Annotated in this window: 17 protein-coding genes; 9 read left to right on the top strand and 8 right to left on the bottom strand. The window is 57.4% G+C overall.

Translation table 11 applies throughout. The features are described 5' to 3' along the window. Positions 1 to 68 precede the first annotated feature (68 nt). Positions 69 to 1,610, bottom strand: coding sequence for an IS3 family transposase (locus tag FHT28_RS26630; RefSeq protein ID WP_168597842.1), 1,542 nt, complete (start codon positions 1,608 to 1,610; stop codon positions 69 to 71). A gap of 903 nt (positions 1,611 to 2,513) precedes the next feature. Between FHT28_RS26630 and FHT28_RS26625 the strand changes: the two genes are divergently transcribed. Genes FHT28_RS26625 through FHT28_RS26615 form a run of 3 tightly spaced genes read left to right on the top strand, consistent with a single transcriptional unit; the run spans position 2,514 to position 7,365 of the window. After that, complete coding sequence (locus FHT28_RS26625) at positions 2,514 to 4,547, top strand: phospholipase D-like domain-containing protein (protein ID WP_168597841.1); 2,034 nt, start codon at positions 2,514 to 2,516, stop codon at positions 4,545 to 4,547. Positions 4,548 to 4,561: 14 nt separating this feature from the next. Beyond that, positions 4,562 to 6,337 carry a chaperonin GroEL gene (gene groL, locus FHT28_RS26620; RefSeq protein WP_348645025.1) on the top strand — a complete coding sequence of 592 codons (1,776 nt, stop codon included), beginning with the start codon at positions 4,562 to 4,564 and terminating at the stop codon, positions 6,335 to 6,337. Positions 6,338 to 6,363: 26 nt separating this feature from the next. Then, positions 6,364 to 7,365: a hypothetical protein gene (locus FHT28_RS26615; protein WP_168597840.1), complete on the top strand. Its 1,002-nt coding sequence runs from the start codon at positions 6,364 to 6,366 to the stop codon at positions 7,363 to 7,365. A gap of 357 nt (positions 7,366 to 7,722) precedes the next feature. Here FHT28_RS26615 and FHT28_RS26610 read toward each other — a convergent pair whose 3' ends face one another. After that, complete coding sequence (locus tag FHT28_RS26610; RefSeq protein ID WP_168597839.1) at positions 7,723 to 8,946, bottom strand: multidrug effflux MFS transporter; 1,224 nt, start codon at positions 8,944 to 8,946, stop codon at positions 7,723 to 7,725. Between the two features lie 193 nt (positions 8,947 to 9,139). On the opposite strand from FHT28_RS26610, the gene FHT28_RS26605 reads away from it, so the two are divergent. The 3 genes from FHT28_RS26605 to FHT28_RS26595 all read left to right on the top strand — a co-directional run bounded on the left by FHT28_RS26605 (position 9,140) and on the right by FHT28_RS26595 (position 12,168). Then, positions 9,140 to 9,793, top strand: a complete 654-nt coding sequence (locus tag FHT28_RS26605; protein ID WP_168597838.1) for a TetR/AcrR family transcriptional regulator C-terminal domain-containing protein — start codon at positions 9,140 to 9,142, stop codon at positions 9,791 to 9,793. Positions 9,794 to 10,556: 763 nt separating this feature from the next. Beyond that, entirely contained in the window at positions 10,557 to 11,879 is a 1,323-nt protein-coding gene (locus FHT28_RS26600; protein WP_168597837.1) for a HipA domain-containing protein, read from the top strand. 16 nt (positions 11,880 to 11,895) lie between these two features. Next, positions 11,896 to 12,168 carry a helix-turn-helix transcriptional regulator gene (locus FHT28_RS26595; RefSeq protein ID WP_168597836.1) on the top strand — a complete coding sequence of 91 codons (273 nt, stop codon included), beginning with the start codon at positions 11,896 to 11,898 and terminating at the stop codon, positions 12,166 to 12,168. Between the two features lie 283 nt (positions 12,169 to 12,451). Here the strand turns inward: FHT28_RS26595 and FHT28_RS26590 are convergent, their stop codons facing one another. Continuing rightward, positions 12,452 to 13,072 (bottom strand): TetR/AcrR family transcriptional regulator, encoded by a 621-nt coding sequence (locus FHT28_RS26590; RefSeq protein WP_051964015.1) that lies wholly within the window; start codon positions 13,070 to 13,072, stop codon positions 12,452 to 12,454. Positions 13,073 to 13,291: 219 nt separating this feature from the next. Between FHT28_RS26590 and FHT28_RS26585 the strand changes: the two genes are divergently transcribed. Further along, positions 13,292 to 14,551, top strand: a complete 1,260-nt coding sequence (locus FHT28_RS26585; protein WP_168597835.1) for an HlyD family secretion protein — start codon at positions 13,292 to 13,294, stop codon at positions 14,549 to 14,551. Beyond that, on the top strand, positions 14,548 to 16,131 hold the full coding sequence (locus FHT28_RS26580) for a DHA2 family efflux MFS transporter permease subunit (protein WP_348645024.1): 1,584 nt from the start codon (positions 14,548 to 14,550) through the stop codon (positions 16,129 to 16,131). The genes FHT28_RS26585 and FHT28_RS26580 overlap by 4 nt, the downstream gene beginning before the upstream one ends. An 88-nt stretch (positions 16,132 to 16,219) precedes the next feature. On the opposite strand, the gene FHT28_RS26575 is transcribed toward FHT28_RS26580, so the two are convergent. Next, positions 16,220 to 17,134: a DMT family transporter gene (locus FHT28_RS26575; protein ID WP_168597834.1), complete on the bottom strand. Its 915-nt coding sequence runs from the start codon at positions 17,132 to 17,134 to the stop codon at positions 16,220 to 16,222. 531 nt (positions 17,135 to 17,665) lie between these two features. Here FHT28_RS26575 and FHT28_RS26570 point away from each other — a divergent pair. Beyond that, entirely contained in the window at positions 17,666 to 19,624 is a 1,959-nt protein-coding gene (locus tag FHT28_RS26570; protein WP_246704959.1) for a GGDEF and EAL domain-containing protein, read from the top strand. 55 nt (positions 19,625 to 19,679) lie between these two features. On the opposite strand, the gene FHT28_RS26565 is transcribed toward FHT28_RS26570, so the two are convergent. From FHT28_RS26565 to FHT28_RS26550, 4 genes are all read right to left on the bottom strand, one after another. Further along, positions 19,680 to 20,801, bottom strand: a complete 1,122-nt coding sequence (locus FHT28_RS26565; RefSeq protein WP_168597832.1) for a lactonase family protein — start codon at positions 20,799 to 20,801, stop codon at positions 19,680 to 19,682. A 66-nt stretch (positions 20,802 to 20,867) separates the two neighbouring features. Continuing rightward, complete coding sequence (gene kdgD / locus FHT28_RS26560; protein ID WP_168597831.1) at positions 20,868 to 21,770, bottom strand: 5-dehydro-4-deoxyglucarate dehydratase; 903 nt, start codon at positions 21,768 to 21,770, stop codon at positions 20,868 to 20,870. Positions 21,771 to 21,808: 38 nt separating this feature from the next. Beyond that, complete coding sequence (locus FHT28_RS26555) at positions 21,809 to 22,783, bottom strand: mannonate dehydratase (protein ID WP_168597830.1); 975 nt, start codon at positions 22,781 to 22,783, stop codon at positions 21,809 to 21,811. A gap of 64 nt (positions 22,784 to 22,847) precedes the next feature. Beyond that, positions 22,848 to 23,564 (bottom strand): FadR/GntR family transcriptional regulator, encoded by a 717-nt coding sequence (locus tag FHT28_RS26550; RefSeq protein ID WP_168597829.1) that lies wholly within the window; start codon positions 23,562 to 23,564, stop codon positions 22,848 to 22,850. Between the last annotated feature and the right edge of the window lie 182 nt (positions 23,565 to 23,746).

Below are 23,746 nucleotides of genomic sequence, written 5' to 3'. Positions count from 1 at the left end.
GACAACCAGGTCGGAAATAGACCGCGCAGCCTGTTAATTTCGGAGGTGCGGACAAATTCTTGAACTGCTTATGCTGCAATTCCGAGATTCCGGCGGTATTCGGCGGGGCTAATGCCGCCCAGTGAGAGTTTTATGCGATGCTGATTGTACCACTGGATGTAGGAATCTAGCTGCTGCATGAAGTCGTTAGCGGTCGTATTGATCCAGGTGCGATTATAGTACATCTCGTTTTTCAGCCGCCCAAAAAATCCTTCACAGGCGGAGTTATCCGGCGAGCACCCTTTGCGTGACATGGAGCGGGCCAACTGAGCACTTTGCATGCGTGACAACCAGCCAGGCCAGCGATAATGGGCGCCCCGATCAGAGTGCACAACAGGGCGCTCCGAGCTGTCGGCGATTGTTTCGATTGCGGCATCAAGCATCGTGTTCACGAGTTCTGCGTCTGGACGCGTGCTCACAGACCAACTGACTACCAGGCCGTCGAAGCAATCGATTATGGGCGACAGGTACACCTTACCTGCTGGCAGTTGGAATTCAGTGACATCGGTCAGCCATTTCTCGTTCGGCTTCGCTGCGTGGAAATCACGATTGACCAAATTTTCCGGCGCAGGATCTAATTCGCCTTGGTAAGACGTGTATCGACGCCGCCTAGCCGTGGTCACGACGAGTTGCTCCTGCTTCATCAAGCGGCGCACCACCTTTTCGGAGACCTGTTCTCCGCCTCTGGCCAGTGCCGCATGAATGCGTCTGTAGCCGTAGCAGTTTCGGTTGGTCTCGAAGAGCACCACAATGGTCTGGCGAAGATCTGCGTATCGGTCCTCGAGAGAAAGCAAAGACCGATGATAAAAATAGGAGCTGCGGGCGAACTCAAGCCGCGTGAGGAGTTCGGGTAAGGCATATGTGTTTCGCAGGGCATCAACCAGCAGTGTCTTTTCCCGGTTTCCCAGGAGCCGCAGATCGATGCCCAGATCTTTTTTTATGAGTTCGTTAGCCTTCGTAAGCAGGTCATGTTCGAGTTGAAGGCGCTTCACATCACTGCGCAGTGCCTCAAGTTCACGCTCGAGTTCGTCTCGGCTGGCAGTCGGTGGTAACTCGCGATTGCGTGTCATGGATGCAGGGACCTCACGACCAAGTTTCTGGTTCTTCCAGTCGTACAACGTCTGCCGGCTCACGCCTACCTTCTGAGCCACCGAGCGGGCGCTCGCACGCCTGGAGGACAAATCGATCACGGCCGTTCGCTTCTGTTGCTCCGATCTGATGGTACCGCTTGAGTTGCCGGTGTGGACTCGCCGCCTACCGCCTGGCTCATATTCATCAATCCAAGCCGAAAGCTTCTGACGGCTAGGGTAGCCAAGCGCCTTCATGGTCCATGCCAGGCAACGGCCGTGGTCCAGATAGTGCTCAACAGCAGTTCTCTTTTGCTCATCCGAATACCGATGTCTGGTGCGCACGTAGCCTGCCGACAAATCGTTGCCACGTGCGAGTTCGCGATGCCAATGCTTCAGAGCATTCTTCGTCGGATAACCCAACTGACGGATGGCGGCATTCGCCCGTTTGCCGAGCTTGATATAGAGCTGCACGGCCCTCATGCGGTCTTCGTACGAATACATGAACTATCTCCTGTTAGTCCAAGTTTTCGTCCGCACCTCCTCAGAGCCAATTTTGGACGCCGATTGACACTCACTTTGTGTGGAGGTGGAATTTGCGGTGGGCGAAATGCTCGATGCCGTACGGACGAAGGCGAATTTGAGTGAAGTAGCGGCCATGCAGAGATCAAATCAGCCGATTGGAGACGATCAAGCGGGCGTTTTAGCGGAATTGGCAGGAAGCATACTCGGACAACGCATGCTGCCGCTCAATTGACGGGGTTGTTCGTCGGCCCTCAGGCGGATGCTGAGCGGGTCCCGATATGCGCTCCGCAGAGATCGACCGACTAGCTGTCAAGAGAGCAAAGCAACTGCGATGCGCCCGATACTCAATTCGGGTGGTCATTTAATACTTTTTGCCGCGGAATCCATCCGTGCTGAACATAAATCAGCGTGACGTTCGCCGCCCGCAATGCGATAAATTCGAAGATATGTTTACTCGTTCGAGTTTTACTCTTGCATAATAGCAATCTCGATGCATGATCATATGCGAATGTTGTTTCGACACCTTCGGATAGTCTTGTAGAGGGGCAGCGACAATCCGATGAGAAAGCATGTCAGGCTTGCGCGTTTGGTCGCACGGCCTGATACTATCTGCTAATTTCCCTCAGCGCATTTTTAGAATGACGGCAAATCCGCGACCGCGTCAGACCCGTTCGAAGGGCAGGAAGTAGACATGATCGGGGCTCGAACCGAGCGAGTAGTTTTTTCGAGGCCCGACTGACATCAGCATTCTCGATACGCTTGGCGCGGGATAGCCTACCGGACCGCCACCGAACAAAGCCGGCAATAGCAGCATCGATCGCCCCGTCCGGGCGCATCTCAATACAACTCGATTATCGGCGCAGATCAATTTGGGGGGAAGCCATGAGAGTACGCGTTGAAAAAGACGGTATCGTGGTCAATGCGATCGCCGGGTGTCACGTGGTGACGCTTGGCCTCAATATCAGCACCTCGATGAGGCCGGGCCTTCGTGGCTTCGCCGTGCGACGGACCGACCATACGGAGGGCGAGGTCTACTGGATGAAGGGAACCAAGACCTTCAAGTCCGTGGAGCCAAATCCGGCGCCGGGGGAGCAGTTCTCCAGCCTTGAGCACCCGTTCCAGACGTTTCAGTGGGCCGACTATTCCGCCAAGCCGGAACATGACTATAGCTACGAAATCGTCGCGCTCTACGGGGAGCCTTCGGCCCTCGGGTCGAAAGGGTCGGTCATCGTTTCGGTGCGCACCGAGCCGGTCGTCGGAGCGCAGCACGTCATCCTCTTCAATCGCGGCGCGGTGGCGACACAGGAATACGCTCGCCGCTTCCTGAACAAGAAGCCGAAAGATGCAGGCCCGGGCGCCTATCGTTGGCTTTCCCGCGGCCTGCTCGAGGGCATCCTTGCCTTCATCGATCGCGCGACTGACGGCTCCTTTGGGTTGAAGGGAGCATTCTACGAGTTCCAATGGCCTGCTGTCCTTGAGGCCCTGCGCGCGGCCAAGCAGCGCGGTGCGGACGTGTCCATTGTCTTCGATGATATAGAGGGTGAGACCGGTCCATGGGACGATAATGAAAAGGCGGTCAAGACGGCAGGTATAGGGAGCATATGCTTGCCACGTCGCAACGGAAATCTGATGCACAACAAGTTCCTGGTTCTGACAAGGAACGGTGAGCCCGTTGCCCTGATGACGGGCTCCACGAACCTTACCGAGAATGGGATTTTTGGCCATGCAAACTGTGTCCATATCGTCGAGGACACGGATGTCGCGAAAAAGTACCTCACCTACTTTGACATGCTCAAGACAGATCCGGAAACCAAGGCTCCATCGACATACAAATCATGGACAATCGAGGAGACGCCGGCCCCGGTCGTTCTTGATGCGCAGGGGATCACAACGGTGTTTTCGCCCCGCGCCAAGCTCGATGCACTGGACTGGTATGCAGATCTCGGGAGAGGTGCCAAAGGCGGACTGTTCATGACCTTCGCCTTCGGTATGAACGAGCGGTTTCGGCAGGTTTTTGGTCAGGAAGACGGCGTCTTGCGCATGGCCCTCATGGAAAAGGAGTGGACCGGCCGCAACAAGGAGGCGCAGATCGCCGGCATTCGCGCCTTGCAGCGCTTGCCCAATGTTGTGATCGCTGTTGGCAACCGCATCCCGCTCTCGGGTTTCGACCAATGGCTCGGCGAATTGGAGCGCATCACTTCTAAGGTCAACATCCACTGGATTCACACGAAGTTCCTGCTTGCGGATCCGCTGTCCAGCGATCCTATCGTCATTTCCGGCTCCGCCAATTTCAGCGGCAGCAGTACGACTGATAACGATGAGAACATGCTGGTGATCCGGGGTAATACCCGGGTCGCGGACATCTATTTCGGGGAATTCATGCGACTGCATTCGCACTATGCCTTCCGCCAGGCTGTCGGCATCTTCCTTGCCAAGAATCCGGATAAGACGCCCGATGATTTCACTGTGCGCTTCCTCGAGGAAGGCGGAGACTGGACGCGTGACTATTTCGATCCGCAACACTCCAGTGGGCGATTTGCGCGAAGGGTTTATTTCTCAGGCGGTGGGAATTTTGGCGCGTCTGCTTCGGAAGACTCCGCGACGCCGGCGTCCGAAGTCCCATTCGCGGTCGAACGCGGTAAGAGAACTGCAGCCAATATCCTGTTGGGACCGCTTGGCGGACCTGCACCGACATATCGACGGGACGAGAGATCATCGACCGAGCGTCACCGAAGGCAGGAATGGAGCGATGACGATCTCTCCGGCCTGCCTGGAGATCCCAGCACGCCTTTTCCGGATGATGTTCGGCATCCCTATGACCATGGAGAGGCGAGTGAATCCATATCGGGACTGCCGGGAGATACCACGACGCCCGTTCCCGATGATGATTCCAGTGAAAACAACCAGGGCCGATAGCAGGGGAGGCCATCGTGGCGCCGAAAGATATTCAGTTTTCACAGCCTGCCCGCGACAACCTGCTTCGTGGCGTCGACATTCTCGCTGACGCCGTGAAGGTCACACTCGGCCCGAAGGGTCGCAACGTCGTTATCGACAAGTCCTTCGGCGCTCCGCGCATCACCAAGGACGGCGTCACCGTCGCCAAGGAAATCGAACTCGAAGACAAGTTCGAAAACATGGGCGCCCAGATGGTCCGCGAAGTTGCTTCGAAGACCAACGACATCGCCGGCGATGGCACGACGACTGCAACCGTTCTCGCCCAGGCCATCGTTCGCGAAGGTGCCAAGGCAGTTGCAGCCGGCATGAACCCGATGGACCTGAAGCGCGGCATCGATCTCGCCGTTGCAGACGCTCTCAAGGATCTCCAGGCGAGCGCGAAGAAGGTCCATACCTCGGCAGAGGTGGCGCAGATCGGGACAATCGCGGCGAACGGCGACAGGCAGATCGGTCTCGATATTGCTGAAGCCATGCAGAAGGTCGGCAACGAAGGCGTCATCACGGTTGAAGAAGCCAAGACCGCCGAAACCGAACTCGAAGTCGTCGAAGGCATGCAGTTCGACCGCGGCTACCTCAGCCCCTACTTCGTGACCAACCCGGAAAAGATGGTGGTCGACCTCGAAGCTCCCTTCATCCTGCTCCACGAGAAGAAGCTTTCGAACCTGCAGGCCATGCTTCCGGTTCTCGAAGCCGTCGTTCAGACCAGCAAGCCGCTCCTCATCATCGCTGAAGACGTCGAAGGCGAAGCTCTTGCAACGCTCGTCGTCAACAAGCTGCGCGCCGGCCTGAAGATTGCTGCCGTCAAGGCTCCGGGCTTCGGCGATCGCCGCAAGGCCATGCTGGAAGACATCGCCATCCTCACGGGCGGCACTGTCATCTCCGAAGACCTCGGCATCAAGCTCGAGTCGGTCACCCTCGACATGCTCGGCCGTTCCAAGAAGGTTTCGATCTCCAAGGAAAACACCACGATCGTCGACGGCGCTGGCCAGAAGTCCGACATCGAAGGCCGCGTTGCCCAGATCAAGGCTCAGATCGAAGAAACCTCTTCCGATTACGACCGCGAAAAGCTGCAGGAACGTCTTGCCAAGCTCGCTGGCGGCGTTGCCGTGATCCGCGTTGGCGGCTCGACGGAAGTTGAAGTGAAGGAAAAGAAGGACCGCATCGACGACGCTCTCAACGCGACGCGCGCTGCTGTTCAGGAAGGCATCGTACCGGGCGGTGGTATCGCTCTCCTGCGTTCCTCCACGAAGATCACCGCCAAGGGTGAGAACCAGGATCAGGAAGCCGGCATCAACATCGTTCGCCGCGCTCTGCAGGCTCCTTGCCGCCAGATCGCTGAAAACGCTGGTGACGAAGCCTCCATCGTTGTCGGCAAGATCCTCGACAAGAACGAAGACAACTACGGCTACAACGCTCAGACGTCTGAATATGGCGACATGATCGCCATGGGCATCGTCGACCCGGTCAAGGTCGTTCGCACGGCTCTGCAGAATGCAGCTTCAGTCGCGGGCCTGCTGCTCAGCACCGAGGTCACCTTGGTCGAGGGCGTGCCGGGAAAGTCTCGAAGCGTGCTTTTGGACGAGCCGTCGACCTCATTGCACTCCGTCCGATCTCCCTACCTAGGTGCCTCGCTGTCCGGTCTTCCGGGCGACCCAACCACGCCTGTTCCAGACAGTGATGACGAGAATGGGTCTTCTAACGGTCGGACGTCAGGCGTGACAACACCTCGATCCGAGCAAAGCGAAACCTAGGATTCGGCGGAAAAGGTTACCATTCGATGTTTGGATCACTGACACAACTGGCAAGTCGACCCTTCATGGTTGGGTTTGTGCTACCTGTCCTGATTGCCTGCGTAATCGGATACTATCTTTTCTCCGATGTGGAATTCGTAGCTACCCTCAAGCCCTTCGTGATGCAGTCGGAATCGTGGGACAAGCTCGCCTACCTTGCTGTCACGGTTTGGGCGATTGCTCTATTTCTGTCGATGACCAGCAATGCGCAGTATCGGCTTCTGGAGGGGTATTCCTGGCCCGTCAATCGCTTTCAGCACTGGAAAGAAAAGGAAAGACGGCGCTATTGCGAAGACGAGGCGCGGGTGGCGGCATACAAAGCGAAACGCAAGAAGGCCACACCAGAGGAGGTGGCGGGCGTAGACGCCGGGCACACCAAATCCTTCGCAAAGCTCCGCCAGGAGTTTCCGCGGAAAGACAGTGCCCTTATGCCGACGCGCTTCGGAAATCAAATCCGGGCTTTTGAGTACTACTCCTCGACGGTCTATGGCGCTGATGCGGTGATGCTTTGGTTCTCGCTGAGCGCCGTCTTGCCCAAGGACTATCAGGAAGCACTCAACAATGCCCGCTCAAATGTCGATTTTCTCGTCAACATTATCTTCCTGTTTGTCGGGCTTGCGATCCTGGCGGCTGCCCGTATCGGTGACTTCATCTATCTGGAGACCACCCCAATTGATGGAGCGTTCCTGCTGAAGCACGTCTGGCTGTTTGTCGGCTTTGTCACATTGCTGGTGGCGGCCCGATGCGCCTATCTGTTTTCGCTGAGTGTACTGTTCCCGTGGGGAGAGCTGGTGAAGGGCGCGTTCGACAATTACCTCCCTGCCCTCGCAAAGCAATGGGGTTATGACGTGCCGAAAACCTGGGCAGAACGGAAAACTTTCTGGACGCAGGTATCCCAGCAACTGACGTACCATGAACCCCTCAAGCCAGAGAATTGGCTGCCCAAGCCTTTCCGTGAGCACCCACGCTCGTTTCGTATCCGCACTTGAAGCTGAATGTGTCGTTTTGCATTTAACCGGGTTCTTCCTCAATTCTTTAGAAGGGGCACACCTCCGTCACAAAGGGTCCACAATGGCGGTCTTGAAGGGATAATAACGCGCGACCCCGTTCGGATAGTGTGGCACATCGTTCAACTATGGAACAAATGAGCGCGTCTGCGACCATGGCCGGGCTCATCAGCTGCAGCCAGCGGTCGTCGCGCTAGAACCAATCGCGCGACAACACCTAAGCAATGTCTCCTGCTTCAAAGCATCACCACCTTCAATTTAAATCGCGCACATCTCCCACGCTGAAGAGACCTCGCTGCGAGCGGCCTGCCAGGCCGCTCCAATCGGTCGCAGCAATATCTATTCTGCCGCCACCACATGCCTGCTCTTTAGCACTGCGATCGAAAGGAGGAACACGATAGCCGAGCAGGTAGCGATGATGACCACCATCGGTCTTGCCGTACCGTCCATAAACATACCGCTGACGCCAACCACCAGCGCCGATGTCATGAACTGGACCGTGCCCATCATCGCCGAGGCCGTGCCAGCGATACGACCATGGTGCTCCAGTGCCAGTACCGCCGCATTCGGCACGATCATTCCAAGGAAAGCGTAGCCCGCAAACAGGAAGGCCGCCATGATGTCGAGGCGATCGACTCCACCGGCCATTATGACAGCCAGCGCCAGCATCGTCAGCGCGTAACCAGAAACCGCACCGCGAATGACCTTGCGCAAACCAATCCGGCGGGCAAGCCAGCCGTTCATCTGCGACATGCCGATGAAGCCAATCGCATTCATGGAAAAGACCAGGCTGTAAAAGGTCGGAGAGAGCCCGTAATGGCCGATTAGTACGAAGGAAGAGTTGGCGACATAGATCATGTAGCTTGACATGCCGAAGGAGGCCATCAGCACCAGACCGAGATAGTACGGGTCCTTAAGGAGTGTTCCATAGGCTTTTAATGCCCCGCCGAGGCTGCTTTCACTGCGAGCCGCAACCGGACGGGTCTCCTCAAGGAAAAAGCGGCCCGCGACGAAGCCGACAACACCGGCGAAGACCATGACCCAAAAGATCAGTCGCCAGTTCCCGAACGCTGTCACGATGCTGCCCGCAAGCGGCGCCAGAATGGGTGAGATACTGAAGACCAGCATAAGCCGCGACATCAGTTGCGCGGCGGCGGCACCCGTATGCAGGTCGCGCACGATGGCGCGGGCAATCACGACGCCGGCACAGGCGCCGGTGCCCTGAATGAAACGGAAGGCGACCAGCCAGCTAATATCGGTAGAGAGCGCGCAGCCGATCGCGCCGAGGATGTAGAGCACCAGACCGACATACAGAGGCCGCTTGCGGCCAAACATGTCCGACAGGGGACCATAGATAATCTGCGACACAGCCATGGCGGCGAAGAAGGAGATCAGGCTTGCCTGAACTGCATGGCTGTCAGCGTGAAGATCCAGACTGATCGTCGGCAGCGCGGGTAGATACATGTCGAGGGCAAAGAGACCGACGGCTGAAAGAAGGCCAAGGACGATGGCATGGTGGGAGCCGCCGGCCCCGGGGGATGAAACGGAATCCTTGCTCTGCACGGCAAAAACCTTTCCCGCACACCATTCCCCGGACGAAGCAAAGCCTCATACAAAAAGCATGTGACGGGGATTGAGTGGGCGATTATAGATGGGACAGCGGAAAGACGACGATGGTTCCAACGCATAGCCCGTCATTCCTGTAAAATATTTTGGACAGCATTGTCCAATTGGTCAAGCCCTATATGGTAGTGTCATGAAAACTTCGCCCGCAGCGGTTTCTTCCGAGACAGAGAGTTGCCCACCCGCCACCAGCAAACGTCAGGCAATCCTGAACGCGGCCGCAGACGTTTTTGCCGAGGACGGGTTTGCAGCAGCGAGCATCGATGCCATCGCAGCAAGAGCCGGCGTGTCACGTCAGACGGTGTACAATCAACTCGGCGACAAGGATAATCTATTCAAGGTTGTGGTCGCGGAGATCACCGAGAAGTCGAGCGCCGGCTTCTTCCGGGTGCTGGATACATTTCCCGTGGCGCCCGTCGACCTGGAAAAAGAACTGACCGAATTTTCAGCGCTTCTCCTGCGCAAGGCGGTCTGCGATCCGAATGGTCGCTGGCTACGCAAGCTCCTCGAGACCGAAGGCGGCAGATTTCCCGAACTATTCGAAACCTGGAAGGAATATGGACCGGGAAAGAAATACCCTGCCATTGCAGCTCGCTTGGCGCAGCTTGCGCTGGCTGGCCATCTCGACATAGAGGATCCGGCACTTGCCGCGCGCCAGTACATGGCGCTGCTCGCAACAGATCTGCGGATCAACCAACAGATCGGACGTGCAACTCCGGATGAAGAGGTCGACCGCATGGCAGGAGAGGCAACGAAGACCTTTCTACGCGCATTCGGCAAGCGCTGATGGCATCGCGGCCGTAACTGTAATAGAAAATATGACGCTCTCGCAGGCAAACTTCTCGTCTCTGCTGCGCGCTAGATATGACCCCTGGTTACGGGCATAACTGCGTCCGATCGAAGACATTCAGCGGAATGTACTGGTTATCGATGGTAGATCGACAGAGCTCGCAAATCACCCTGTCCGTCGCCTTGGGTGACCTTAAACGCCTGGTTTTCCGGCCTTTCGAGCAGATTTCGGCGAGGTTCGGTGGAACGGTCTCGCTCTGCAGGACACTCACAGCAGCCCTCTCCTGCCGAGCGAATGGAAATTTCTCGACAATCTTTCTCTCAGGCGACACCTCTTGCCCCTCCCCTCCTCTAAACGCCTTAGTTTCCGGCATTTCCGCCAAAGATGGCCATCAGAGCGCGTTTCCCACTGGCTGCGGCCGGATGCCCTTTCGGCGTCGCTTTTCGAGTCTGGCGGGGCTGCATTTAGGCCATAAAACAGGCTTGCAACTGAACGTTTGCTAGCACCTTCTGCATTTGTACAGACCGCTTACGAGACATATAGTGTGTCGATATATTGCGATTCTATCGACATGATTTGACGACATATCCGCTCGGCATGTCGATCACACGAGGATGTGGAAACAAAGGTCGCTAGTCGCATCAAATGCTGCCATAACCGCTTCGGCAACTGGCAATTCTAAGAGCAGTTATTCGACCCACTTTGATGGGTTGAATAATTTAAAGAAATGCATTATTTGAACCATTCAAAGGGTCAATTAATGCGCCTAACGCTCCAAATCCATTTCAATGGTGAGTGGCATCGCGCCGCGACGCTAGAACTGAAGGACGACGCGGCCGGCTTTCAGGGTGCGTCCATCGTCGATTACGATCTCGACTATTTCGTCACCGTGGCGTCGGCGGAATTCGCGGCCGGAACAACGGTCCGCGACCATCGTGCCTTGTCCGTCCGTTATCCCGTTGATCTCGAAAATAGATATAGCAGCAGCTGGCCGCCCTTCCTCTTGGATCTTATGCCACAGGGGCATGCAAGGCGAAAGCTTGCCGAGCACCTCGGCCTTGCTGAAGGCTCGCGCGTTTCCGATCTGCCGCTGCTGCTGCGATCGGCAGCGGGCGGCATAGGCAATATCCGCATCAAAGAAGCGGCGGACGCCGAAGCGGAACGGCTGCGCGGTGTTGAGCGCCAAGGGGTTACAGAAGCGGAAATCCTTGATCGCTCGGATCGGTTCATGGAAGTCGCCGATCGCTTTGGAATGCTTGCCTCCGGCTCAAGCGGCCTGCAAGGCGAATGGCCGAAGGTCTCGATGACCCAGGCGAGTGACGGGTTATATTACCCCGACAGCTTCGTGACCGATGATGAGGCCGTGCGCCACATCATCGTCAAGCTGGTCCGCAGCAACGAGCCTGTGGACCGCCTGATTCTCGAAGGCGAAGCCCTCTACTCGCGGATCGCTCAAGGGATCGGTCTAAATGTCAGCGAACCATCGACCTATGCCGAAGGCGTCCTGATCATTCCCCGTCTCGATCGGAAGACTAAAGAAGGCGGCGGAACCGTGCGGCTGGGTCAAGAAAGCCTGGTGTCAGCGATCGGCGTTGCCGATTTCGGCCATGTCGGCACGCATGAGGCCTATATCGACGTTCTGCGCCAATATTCAGCCGATCCCTTCGCGGACGTTGTGGAATACCTGAAGCGCGACATCGCCAATCTGGCGCTCGGTAATCCCGACAATCACGGCCGGAATTCGGCACTCAGCAAGCATCAGGACGGCACGATCCGCCTGTCTCCGCTCTTTGATTTCGCACCAATGCGGCTCGCCAAAGAGGGGATCGTTCGCTCCACCCGTTGGGCCATGATGCGTGACGGAGGTCGCGATCATCTTCCCGATTGGAAGCGGATTTGCACTGAACTGATGCCAAATCCGGAAGAGCAGAAAGTTCTCGCGGCTGCGCTTTCCGCGTTTGCCGAACATCTGCGTCAGGGTCCGGCCATGGCGAAGAATATGGCTGCGGCCCCGGAGGTTCTGGAGCGTGCAATGGGACGCTGCATTGAGATAGCAGACAGCGTTCTGGCGGCGTGCCACTGATGACGAAGGACCGCTAATGGCTCGATGGAAGAAACCGACGAAAGATGAGATTCTGGAAAACCGGCGAACACTGGCGGAACGTGCTCGAACTGGGGACCTGAGGCTGCCCGGTGCTGTGGCGGAGATCCGTAAAGGGTTCGGCATGACGCAGGAGGAATTTGCCAAGACGCTGTCGCTTACTAGGCGACAAGTTGCGGAGATCGAAGCCGGCACCGCGAACCCAACGCTCGAAACATTGGAAAAGATAGGCCGGTTGTTCGGATTCCGAGTTGGTTTTGTGGCCAAATAGCTCTGCGTGGCGTGAAACGCGGACAACACAGACATTGGAATATTCGGATTTTCAGGGGTCTGTATTGTGGGCACCAGACGGGAATTTGTAACGCAGCTTTTCATTCAGACATTACATCAATCCGGCTCTGCTTGCTCTTTTCAGCGACCGTCGGCCTCCGGTGGCAGCCGAGCGATGAAGCGCCCGGACACCAGACAGCGCCTGATCGGCTAACGGATACATCATTTGTCGCTAAGCGGATTCTCCGGCGCGGCGCTATCATGCCGGTCGGTCCGCCTTCACCTCAGGCGCCGGTCGGACAGTAGCCGCAACCGCGCAGGAAAAATGATGCCGCTTCGCGCGCATGATTTTCCATCTCCGTCTTGACCGGCGTCAGGTCGGCATGAAACAGCGAGGACATCATCATCGGCAGCAAGACCAAGTCGATGAAGCGGCGGGTCGTCGCCGGAAGATTGTCTGGTGCAAAGGCCGGGAGAGATCTGATTTCCTCCGCCTCCGCCAGTTCTGCGACGAGCTTCATCACCGTGGCCGTCCCATGCGCACGGATGGCATAGTGGATGGTAGTTGCCAGCTCCGGATGGCGCGTTGCCTCTCCCATCACGCTACGCATGAGCCCTACGGTCTCGTCCTTGATAGCGCGCTGCACAATCAGGACACCCGCAGTCTGGAAACGTTCCTGAATATTGCCCGAAGTGGCAGAGGCAGCCATCTCGCCGGACTTCTGCACCCAGCGCAAAACCACCTCTCTGAACAAGGTTTCCTTGCTGGTAAAGCGCGTATAGATGCTCGGCTTGCCGGCCCTGGCTACCTCGGCGATTTCGTCAATGCTGGCCCCTTCGTAACCGCGGGCGACGAAAACCTGAAGAGCGGCCTGCAAGATCCTGTCTTCGACTTCTCCAGCCATTTCTCGCGGCGGTCGCCCGCGCCGGGGCATGCCTGCCTTCGGCTCTATATTTTTCAGTTTTGTCGTTTCTCTCGCCAAAACGCGCCTCACCGATTTTTGATTGGCATGGATGGGGTCCCTGCCCTCTCCGCCTCTTGACTAACATCCCGATCAGTTCTAGGTCAATATTTAAATGAAACGTTTCGTTTCAATTTAATGCATCGAGCAAAGAGGTAAAACATGAGCGCGCCTCAAGATGAGACCTTTGGAAAGCTGATCGTGCTGGAGCCTAAAAAAGGCAGTGCGGCGGCAGACAATGAGCAGGATAACATCACGGCAAAACAGGAGCAGGCAGAAGCGCCGCACACCAGCGAGCAAGCCCGCATACGTGAGGATGAACGACAGGCTCCGGACAATTCCGATGAGGAGAAAGCCAAAAGTGGGCGCTCGCGACGCACGACGATGCTTTTGATCGGCGGGACCGCGCTGGCTGTGGCAGCTGCTGCAACCTATGTCTATTGGGATAATGGCTCGCACTACGAAAGCACGGACGATGCCTTTATCGCCGCCCGTCAATATGCCGTTACCTCCAGGGTCGCCGGTTACATTTCTTCCGTTGCGGTTACCGATAACCAGCATGTGACGGCAGGCGAAGTGATCGCCCGGATCGATGACCGCGATTTCCAGACATCTCTGGAACAGGCGCAGGCGCAGGTTGCCGCCGCAGAGGCCAATATCCGGAATACCGAAGCGCAGAAGCAGGTCCAGGAGGCGAATGTGGACCAGGCCAAGGCTCAGATTGAGCAGGCCAAGGCCAACCTCGTCTTTGCCCAACAGCAATATGACCGCTACGAAACGCTGATGAAGAGCGGTTCCGGCACCATTCAGGAAGCACAGCAATATCAGTCGCAATTGCATCAGCAACAGGCTGCCCTGAATACGGACGAAGCCTCTTTGACCGCCGCGCAGCGCCAGCTTGCTGCCTACGATTCTCAGATCGCCAGCGCCCAGGCCACCCAAAAACAGGATCAAGCGCAGCTCGACCAGGCAAAGCTAAATTTCTCCTATACGACCATAACGGCGGCGCAGCCCGGACGGGTCGTGCAGCTTTCGGCTGGCGATGGCCAATATGTCCAGACGGGGTCGAATCTTGCCATGTTCGTGCCGGACAAGCTTTGGGTGACGGCCAATTTCAAAGAAACGCAGCTCGACCATATGCGTCCGGGCCAGCCTGTCACGCTGACCATCGACGCCTATGGGGGACGCTTAATCGATGGCCATATCGCAAGCGTACAGCCGGGATCGGGGACCGCTTTTTCGCTGCTTCCGGCGGAAAATGCCACCGGCAACTACGTAAAAATCGTACAGCGAGTGCCGGTGAAAATCGTGCTTGACGATGTGCCGAGCGATGTGGCGCTGGGACCGGGCATGTCGGTCGTACCAACCGTGCGGACCGATGCAAGCCTATCCCTGTGGGAAAGCTTGAGGAGCCTGCTGTGAGCACGAACGCTGTTGCCAAACCATCGGCAACCCCGTGGATCATCGCCATTGTCGTAGCACTCGCCAGCTTCATGGAAGTGCTTGATACGACGATCGCCAATGTCGCCCTGAATTACATTTCCGGCGGCCTCGGCGTCAGTCAGGACGAGGCATCCTGGGTTGTCACAACCTATCTCGTCTCCAATGCGGTGATCGTGACGGCGACGAGCTATCTCGTGCGCATTCTGGGACGTAAGACCTTTTTCCTTGGCTGCCTGGCATTGTTTACAATTAGTTCGGTCATGTGTGGCTTTGCACCCAACCTGCAATTCCTGCTCTTAGCCCGGGTATTGCAAGGCATCGGCGGCGGCGGGATGGTGCCTGTCGCGCAGTCCATTCTAGCCGACAGCTTTCCGCCCGAAAAACGCGGGCAAGGCTTTGCCCTGTTCGGGGTCGCGGTTGTTGTTGCTCCTGTGGTCGGACCGACCCTGGGCGGTTGGCTTTCCGATAATTTTTCCTGGCACTGGTGCTTCCTGATCAACGGGCCGGTCGGCATTCTGACGCTGGCAGCCGTTGCCATGCTGATCAAGGAGCCCGAAGGCAGCGCCGAGGAGCGCGTGCGGCTGCGGAAGGAAAAGATTGGCTTCGACTGGATCGGCTTCGGCCTTGTTGCGACCTTTCTCGGAGCGCTGGAGCTGATGCTTGATCGTGGCCTTGAAGACGATTGGTTTGGATCGAACTTCATCATCATGGCCGCCGCGATCTGCGCTTTGGCCTTTGTTTTAATGGTCCCCTGGGAACTGAAGCACAAGAATCCAGCCGTTGATATCAGGATGCTCGTTAGCCGGCAGTTCGGCACCTGCTTCCTGGTGATGATGGCGACGGGCGCGCTGCTTCTGGCGACAACTCAATATCTGCCGCAGCTGGTTCAAGCAAATCTCGGCTATACGGCAACTTGGGCTGGCCTGATGCTGTCTCCCGGCGGCCTCGTGACGATGATCATGATGTTCGTCGTCGGCGTCCTGTCGTCAAAAGTGCAGCCGAAATATCTGATCGCGGTCGGTGCCGGCTTTGTTGCCTTTTCCATGTATCAGGTAACCAGCGCCTATAGTGGCATCGGCTTCTGGTATCTTGCCGAAGCACGCATGCTGCAAGGAATTGGCCTGCCCTTCATATTCCTGCCGATTACCGCGGCCTCCTATGACGGCATCCCCTCCAGCAAGACAGACCAGGCGTCGGCCTTGCTCAACGCCGCGCGCAACACCGGCGGATCGATTGGCGTGTCGCTGATATCGAACATCATTACCCATCGGGAGCAGTTTCACCAGAGCCGTATGGTCGAGCATGTCATTCCTTCGAACGGCGTCTATCAGGATACGCTCAACCAGGTGACAAATTACTTCACTAGCCAGGGCAGTTCACTGGTGACGGCAAATCAGCAGGCGCTTGCCTGGATCAACGAGCAGGTGCAAAGTCAGGCTTCGTTCCTGGCTTACATCGATGCGTTCTGGGTTTTGACGCTGATTTCCCTGGCCGCAATTCCGCTGGCCCTTACCCTACGCAACGTAACACTCGGCAAAAAGGCATCCATGGGACATTAGAGCCTATCGAAAACCAGCAGCCCCAACTTTGTTCAGATGTGTTCCGGTTCTTCAGAGGAGCATTTAGGAGACGGAGAAAGCCACCGCCTCAATGCCCATCCGGTGCGACAGCTTCCTTCGGGATAGTGTCGGTCAGATTCTTCCGGTGGAAGATGAAAAGACCGGCAAGCACGATGATGGCGGCTCCGAGGAAGACCTGGATATCCGGAATGTCGCCGAAGAAGAAGAAACCGAGCGCTATCGCCCAGATAAGCAGCGTATATTGCAGAGGTGCGAGCAGCGACGCGGGCGCAAGTTTCAGCGATCGCGTTATCAGCATATGGGCGCTGCCGGCGACAACGCCGAGCGCCAACATGGCCGCAAAATCGAGCGTCGAGGCGGAACGCCAGTTGCCGATGCTGAGTACCAGTCCTGCGACAAGTGCGCCGACAGTCTGCCAGGCGACGAGCGTCGCATCGTTCGTCTGTCGCAGCCGCCGGCCAAGCACAAGTGTCATCGCGAACGCGAGGCTGCCGCAAAGGCCGAAAAGCGACGGCCAGGAGAACATTGCCGTCGAAGGTTTAAGCGCGATCAGTACGCCGGCAAAACCGACGAAGACGGCCAGCCACCGCCGCCAACCGATCCTCTCGCCAAGGAAGAAATGCGAGATCGCGGCGACATAGATAGGACCGGCCATGTAGAAGGTCATGACATCTGCAAGCGGCAGATAGGCGACAGCCGCATAGAAGAGACCAACGTCGGTGGTCGTCATCACTATGCGCAGAAGCTGCAACGGCGGCCGCTCGATGCGGAACAGTGCATCGCTTCCCTGCCGCGCGATCATGGGCGCGAGAATGACAAAGGAGCCGAGCGAGCGTATCACCAGAATTTGGCCGACGGAAAAGCTCGCGACCAACCACTTGCCCATGGCATCGTTCAGTGAAAACAGAAAATCGCCGAGAAGCATCAAAAGCACGCCGGCAAGCACGAGATTACCGTCCGTGCCGGCTTTGCGAACATCCATGATGCTTCTCCCGACGATTCTCATGTTTCTTTCACATGGCTGTAGCCGCTTTTGCCCCTACCCCGCAAGGCGGCCGCGAGCGGGTCGCCTGGCTCGCGGCCTATATCCCGATCAGCCATTTTGAGGCGCAGACCATCTGTTTGCGGGATCAGGTCACGCCTGTTACCTTTTGCCTTGATGAGCACTTGGTGCTTCGCAAAGCGAAGAAGGGTGACAAGAGCGGCAGAGGCCGACCAGTTCGATCGTTTATCCGATCATGCGGGAAGAAATGCGCTTGGTTGGTCGCAAGTTGAGATCTATGCCCTCGCGTCCAACGACCAAAATGCATCCTGTGTTTTTGTGGTTGCATAACCCGTTGCCAATATTATTCGTTAGCCAAGCAAGAGAGCAGTGATGACGCAGCAGCCGGGAAATCCGTCAAAGTCAACCATAGAAGATCAGAACGACGCCGACCGGCAGCCCCGCGTCTCGCTCGAATTGCTCCAAGCTCAGCTTCTGTCGCTCACCGAGCGATACGAATGGCTCGAGGCGATGATCAACTACGTGCCCGACTTCATCTACGCCAAGGACAGAGACGGCCGTTTCCTCTTTGCCAACCGTGCGATCGTCCTCAACAACGGCTTCACGCATGTCGACGAATTGATCGGCCTTACCGATGCCGAAATTCACCCGGTGGCCGACGCTCATAAGATTGACGAAGTCGAACGGCGGGTCATGGAGAAGGGTGAGCCCGATCTCGGCGTGGAGGAACGACGGCTGAAGGGCGAAGGCTGGCTGATGATGTCGCGTGTGCCGTTGCGGGACCGGAATGGCAATATCATCGGCGTCGTCGGAGCCTCCCGCGATATCTCGGCCCGCAAGCGCGCAGAGGAGTTGATGAGCGCGCAAACGAAGCTTCTCCATGACGTTGCGCGAGGCGTCGACCTCGGTTCGTTTCTCAAGGATGCCCAAGCCCTGCTTGAGCGCCTCCTCAACGGAAGACGGGTCAGCTTCATTCTGGACGGCCAGCAACGCGAGACCCAGGCGAATGAAGTGATTGAGTTTCCCATTTTCTCGCGAGATGGAGGCAAGCACGGGACATTGACAGCATCGAAGACCGAGAATGACGAAAGCGGCCTCGTGGAATTCCTCGCAGGCATCGCTCAAACCGTCGGCATCGCGATCGATCGGCATCGTGACATCGCTCACATCGCCTATCTTGCCGAGCATGATGCGCTGACCGGGTTGCCAAATCGCACGCTCCTTAATCGAAAGGTCGTCGTTCTCCTGGAAAAAGCATCGCAGGCGGGGAAATCCTTGGCCGTAGCCTTTGTGGATCTTGATAATTTCAAGCTGGTGAATGACAGCCTTGGACATGCCGCCGGAGACGAATTGCTCAAGGTGGTTGCCCAGAGGATATCGGCGCAAATTAAAAGCAGCGGCATCGTGTCGAGGATCGGCGGCGATGAGTTCATCATTGTTCTGGAAGAGAACCAGAACCCTTTCCATGAAAGACTCAAGGCTATTCTCGAAGGCATATCCGAGCCGCTGACCATCGATGGCGTCGAAATTCGAGTCAGTTGCAGCATCGGCGTAGCGTGCTCCAGAAAGCACGGCGATACCGCGTCGGAGCTATTCGCAAACGCCGATATGGCGCTTTATCGCGTGAAGGAATCCGGTCGCAACGGTATTCAGCTGTTCACGCCCGCAATGGGGGAAGAAGCCCGCAGCAAGCTGAGCCGTATTGAGGAGCTGCGGCGGGCGGTGGAGCGGAACGAGTTCGTGCTTCACTATCAACCGCAGAAGAATATCAGTAGCGGTCAAGTGATCGGCGTCGAAGCGCTCGTACGATGGCAGCATCCTGTCGAAGGCTTGCTATTGCCGGGAACGTTCATCCCGCTGGCCGAAGAAACGGGGCTGGTGGTCTTGATCGGCGATATGGTTTTGCGCGAGGCTTGCCGCCAAGCTCGGGCCTGGCAGGACCAGGGTCTGCCACCATTGCGTATAGCGGTGAATGTATCCGCCAGACAGTTTCTCGAGAATTCGCTGATAGACCAGGTTGCATCGGCGCTTCAGGCTGCCGGCCTCGATCCACAATGGCTCGAGCTGGAACTGACCGAAAGCTTGATCATGCGGGATGTGGAGGGGGCCATAGAGCGCATGCATGCATTGAAAGAGCTCGGTGTCAGCATCGCGATCGACGATTTCGGCACGGGATATTCGAGCCTAAGTACCCTCAGACGCTTCCCCCTCTCCCGGTTGAAGATCGACAGGTCGTTCATTGCGGACATTCCCGAGAAAGCTGGCGACATGGCGATCACCTCCGCCATCGTGTCACTTGGCAGAACTCTCGAATTGGAGGTCGTCGCCGAGGGTGTGGAGACCGAGGAGCAAGCCCAATTCCTCGAGGGGGCCGGATGCGAAATGTTTCAGGGCTTTTTGTTTGCAAAACCCCTTCCCGCTTCCGAGGTCGGAAACCTTATTGCCAAGCTGGTTGCCCAAACCGGATAGCCCAACCGCCGCACCTTACGCACCAGCGTAACCGCTCCTCTTCGGCTGTCCGAGTTCAAGGCAACGTCACGATTTCGATCCAGTTCGCGCCGGCGTCGACCGGATACCTGCCGACGGAACCGAGCGTGCCGCTCGTCTGGTCGATGGCATAAACAGACAGTTTGTCGGATTTCTCACCGGATGCCACAAGGAATCGGCCCGACGGATCTACGCGAATGCCACGCGGTTGCTGCTCGGTCGGGTAATTCGTGACATAGGTCAGCGTCCCGTCCCCACCAGCCACATGGAAGAGCGCAATTTTGCTGGTGGTTCGCTCGGTCGTATACAGGAATTTACCGTTGGGCGTGATGCCGATGTCGGCAGCCCAAACCTTCGGTTTGCCGTCATCCACTGGGGCCGCGGCGGGCGTGATTGCATTGAATGGTGGAGGAGCCGGTGGGGTGGCGCCCGGAGACAACCCCGCGTCGTCAGGCACGGACGCCACACTTTCGATTTCGCTCAACGTACCCCTGCCGGGATCGAGAGCGTAGTGGATGACGTGGCCGGTCAATTCGGTCAGGACATAAACGGACTTATTGTCCGGAGACAGAATGATATGACGCGGACCGTATCCCGGCCTGGTCGCGACGTGCGGCGGATCGTTCGCCTCCAGCATGCCGGCCTCCGGATCGAGGACGAACTGCTGCACGACATCGGAACCGAGATTGGTTGCGAAGACGAATTTGCCGGTCCGATCGCTGACGATCGAATGGGCATTGCGGCCGGTGAGGACCGTCTGTCGCGCGCCGTCGGTGACAAGCCCGTCCCTGTTAATAGGCAGTACGGCGATCTTGTTGCCGCCATAGGAGGCGGTGAAAAGCAACCTGCCCGATGGGTCGGTGGAGACGTAAGCCATACTATCGGGCAAAGCAGCAACAGCTTCGTGCGTCAGCTTGCCGGTTTCCGGGTTGATCGCCAGCGTCAGCACCCGATATGGTTGCGAGCGAATGACGGCATAGAGATGCTTCCTGTCGGGGCTGACGGTCATCGGCATGATCATCTTGCCCGCATCGAAAGTCGAAACCTGCGTGAGCGCGCCTGTCGTTTCATCCATACTGTATATGTCGATCGTCCCCGCCGTCGTTGCGGCGACATAGACGAACGTCCGGGTAGCTGCACGGAACGAAGCTTCAATCATTGGTCACCTCACCCGAGCGTTGACTGCCGGCCCGGCTTGACGATCAGACGAGCCTTCTAGCAAAAATTATCCAGCTGCGGCGACGATCTTTTCCAGCACGGTCATTTCTTCCGCCGTCAGATCGGTCAAAGGTGGTCTCACTGGACCTGGATCCTTGCCGAGCACGCGCAGGCCCGCCTTGATGATCGAGACTGCATAACCTTTCCTGCGATTGCGCAGGGTGACCAACGGGAAGAAGAAGCCTTTGAGGATATTGTCCACCGTTGTCTGCTCGCCGGCACGCAACGCTGCATAGAAGCGCTGTGCCAAGGCGGGCACGAAATTGAAGACGGCGGAAGAATAGGTCGTTACTCCAGCGCCGAAATAGGCCTGAGCATAGACTTCGTGGGTCGGCATACCGCCTACATAGACCAGGCGGTCCTTGAGCAGCGTCGTGATCTCGATCACCTTGTCGACGTCACCCACGCCATCCTTGAAGCCGATGAGGTTCGGACATTCGTCGGCAAGGCGCGCCAGGCTCTCGGCGTTGAGCACGGCATTGTCGCGATTGTAGACAATGACGCCGATGCCGACGGCCTGGCAGACGGCCTTCACATGGGCAATCAGACCTGCCTGCTCCGCAAACATCAGATAGGGCGGCAGCAGCAGCAGACCGTCCGCGCCGGCTTTTTCCGCGGCCCTGGCGATTTCGACGGCAAGCGACGTTCCGTAGCCGGTTCCCGAAATGATCGGCGTATTGCCTGCCGCGGCCTTGGCGGCACGAACGACCTGAGGGATTTCGGCAGGGTTGAGGGAGAAGAACTCGCCGGTGCCACCGGCTGCAAAAAGTGCCGCTGCATCGTAGCCTGCCAGCCACTCGACGTGACTGCGATATTTGGCTTCGTCGAATGTCAGATCCTGATTAAAATGCGTGACGGGGAACGACAGAAGACCGCTGCCAACTGCCTTTTTTAGGTCATTCGGGTTCATCGTGAAATCCTTTTGTCGATCGATGGAGCGACGATGCTTCAGGCGTGTTCGAGCGTCTGGACGAGAGCGGCGATGTACCCGTAGCAGAAGGCGAAGGCGACGCCTGTGGGATCGCGGCCGCTGATCGTCGGCACATGGTCCGGCATCAGCATGTATTGATAGCCGACCTCCTTATAGATCCGGGCCGAGCGAATCATGTCCATATCACCCTCGTCCGGGAAGGTTTCCATGAAGGACAGCTTGCCGCCCCTGATGTTGCGGAAGTGGACGTTGAGGATTTTGCCGCGCGTGCCGAACCAACGGATGATGTCGTCGATCTCCGCGCGCGGATTGTCGAGCATTTCGCCGATCGAGCCCTGGCAGAAGTTCAGCCCGTGATAAGGGCTTTCGCGCATAAGCACGAATTTCTTCAGGCCCTCCACCGTGCCGAGGACGCGCGTGACGCCGCGGTAACCTGGCGGCGTATAGGGATCATGCGGATGGCAGGCGAGACGGACGCGATTGCTTTCCGCCACAGGAACGACGCGCTCCAGGAAATAGTCGATCCGCTCCCAGTTCTCGTCTTCCGACAGCACACCGGCCAGGCCGGGGGTTGCCTGGTGGTCCGCCTTGTCCCAGCGGAAGCTCGCATTCATCGAGCCACCTCGCCCCGCCTCCTCGGGCGTGCGCGGGATGCCGATGAGATTGAGATTGTATTTCGCCGATGGGATGCCAGCGGCCGCAATATCTTCGATCAGCTTGCAAACCGCGTCGATCTGCCGGTCGCGATCGGGTCCGGCAAGTAGGATATCGGGATAAGAAGCCTTCTCGATCGGCTGGGACGGCAGAGGCAGCTGGATCATGTCCAGGATCAGCCCGAAGCTTTCGATCTTGTCGCGGTGACGTTCGAGATCGGGCAGCGTCCAACTGTCAGGTCTTCCCGGCGGATCCGCGCAGATATGCTTCAGCCCTAGTTGCCTGAAAACCCGGTAGTCATCATCGTCCCGTGCCTCGACCTGCGTCCCTGCATACACCTGGTGTATCTCCCATGAGATTCATATCATATGACATAATATGACTTTTGTCGGGAGTCGAGCCCTATTGCGGTTGCTGTTCTGCAAGGAAGCGATACCGTCGCTGGCTCGCCATCATGTGAGCACGCATCGCTTGCCGCGCACGCTCCGGATCCTGATCTGCGATCGCCGCCAAAATCTCGACATGCTCCGCATGAACCTTTTCCAGATAGGCGCGATCATTCGCCTCCGGCAATGTCGGAAACTGCCCGCGCGGGATGGTGCGAGTACCGAAATGCCTGAGCACATCCACGTAGAATCGGTTGTTGGTGGCGATGGCGACGGCCATGTGGAATTCGTAATCCGCTTCGACGGTCGGGAGCCCCTGCTCTATCAGGGCAGCCATTTTCCGATTGGCCGCAGCGATTGCCGCCTCCTGTTCGGCGGTCCTGCGATAGGCCGCAATGGCGGCCGCCTCACCCTCTGTGGCCATGCGAAACTCCAGCAATTCCAGCGTTTCCGGGATGCTTCTGATCTCCACAGGCGTCAGCATTGATCCTGAGGGTATCATCATTTCGGCAACAAACACGCCCTTGCCCTGAACAGGCCTGACGAGCCCGGCAGAGCGCAGATCGGCAATCGCCTCGCGCACGACGGTCCGGCTGACGCCATATGTTGCCTCCAGCTGCGGCTCCGTCGGAAGCTTATCGCCCGCCTGAAGCTTGCCCGTCTCGATCTGGACGCGCAGCTGGTCGATGACCCGTTGCGCCAGTCTTTGCCGGCCTCGGCCGATTATCGTCATTCCTTGGTCCCCAAATCTGTCATGGCAAGTCGATCTGTTTCGTCCATAGGCCGGATCAATCCAGAAATTCATATTATGACATGTGGATACCATAGGGAAGCAGGTATCGGAGAGCGCGTTATCCCGAAAACAAAATCAGCATATTGACATTTGTCGATAGCCTATCGAATATTGTCAATATT

It is taken from the genome of Rhizobium sp. SG570 (assembly GCF_012275345.1).
In the GTDB taxonomy this organism is placed as follows: Bacteria; Pseudomonadota; Alphaproteobacteria; order Rhizobiales; family Rhizobiaceae; genus Rhizobium; species Rhizobium lusitanum.
This window is presented reverse-complemented; position numbering and strand designations above follow the sequence as displayed.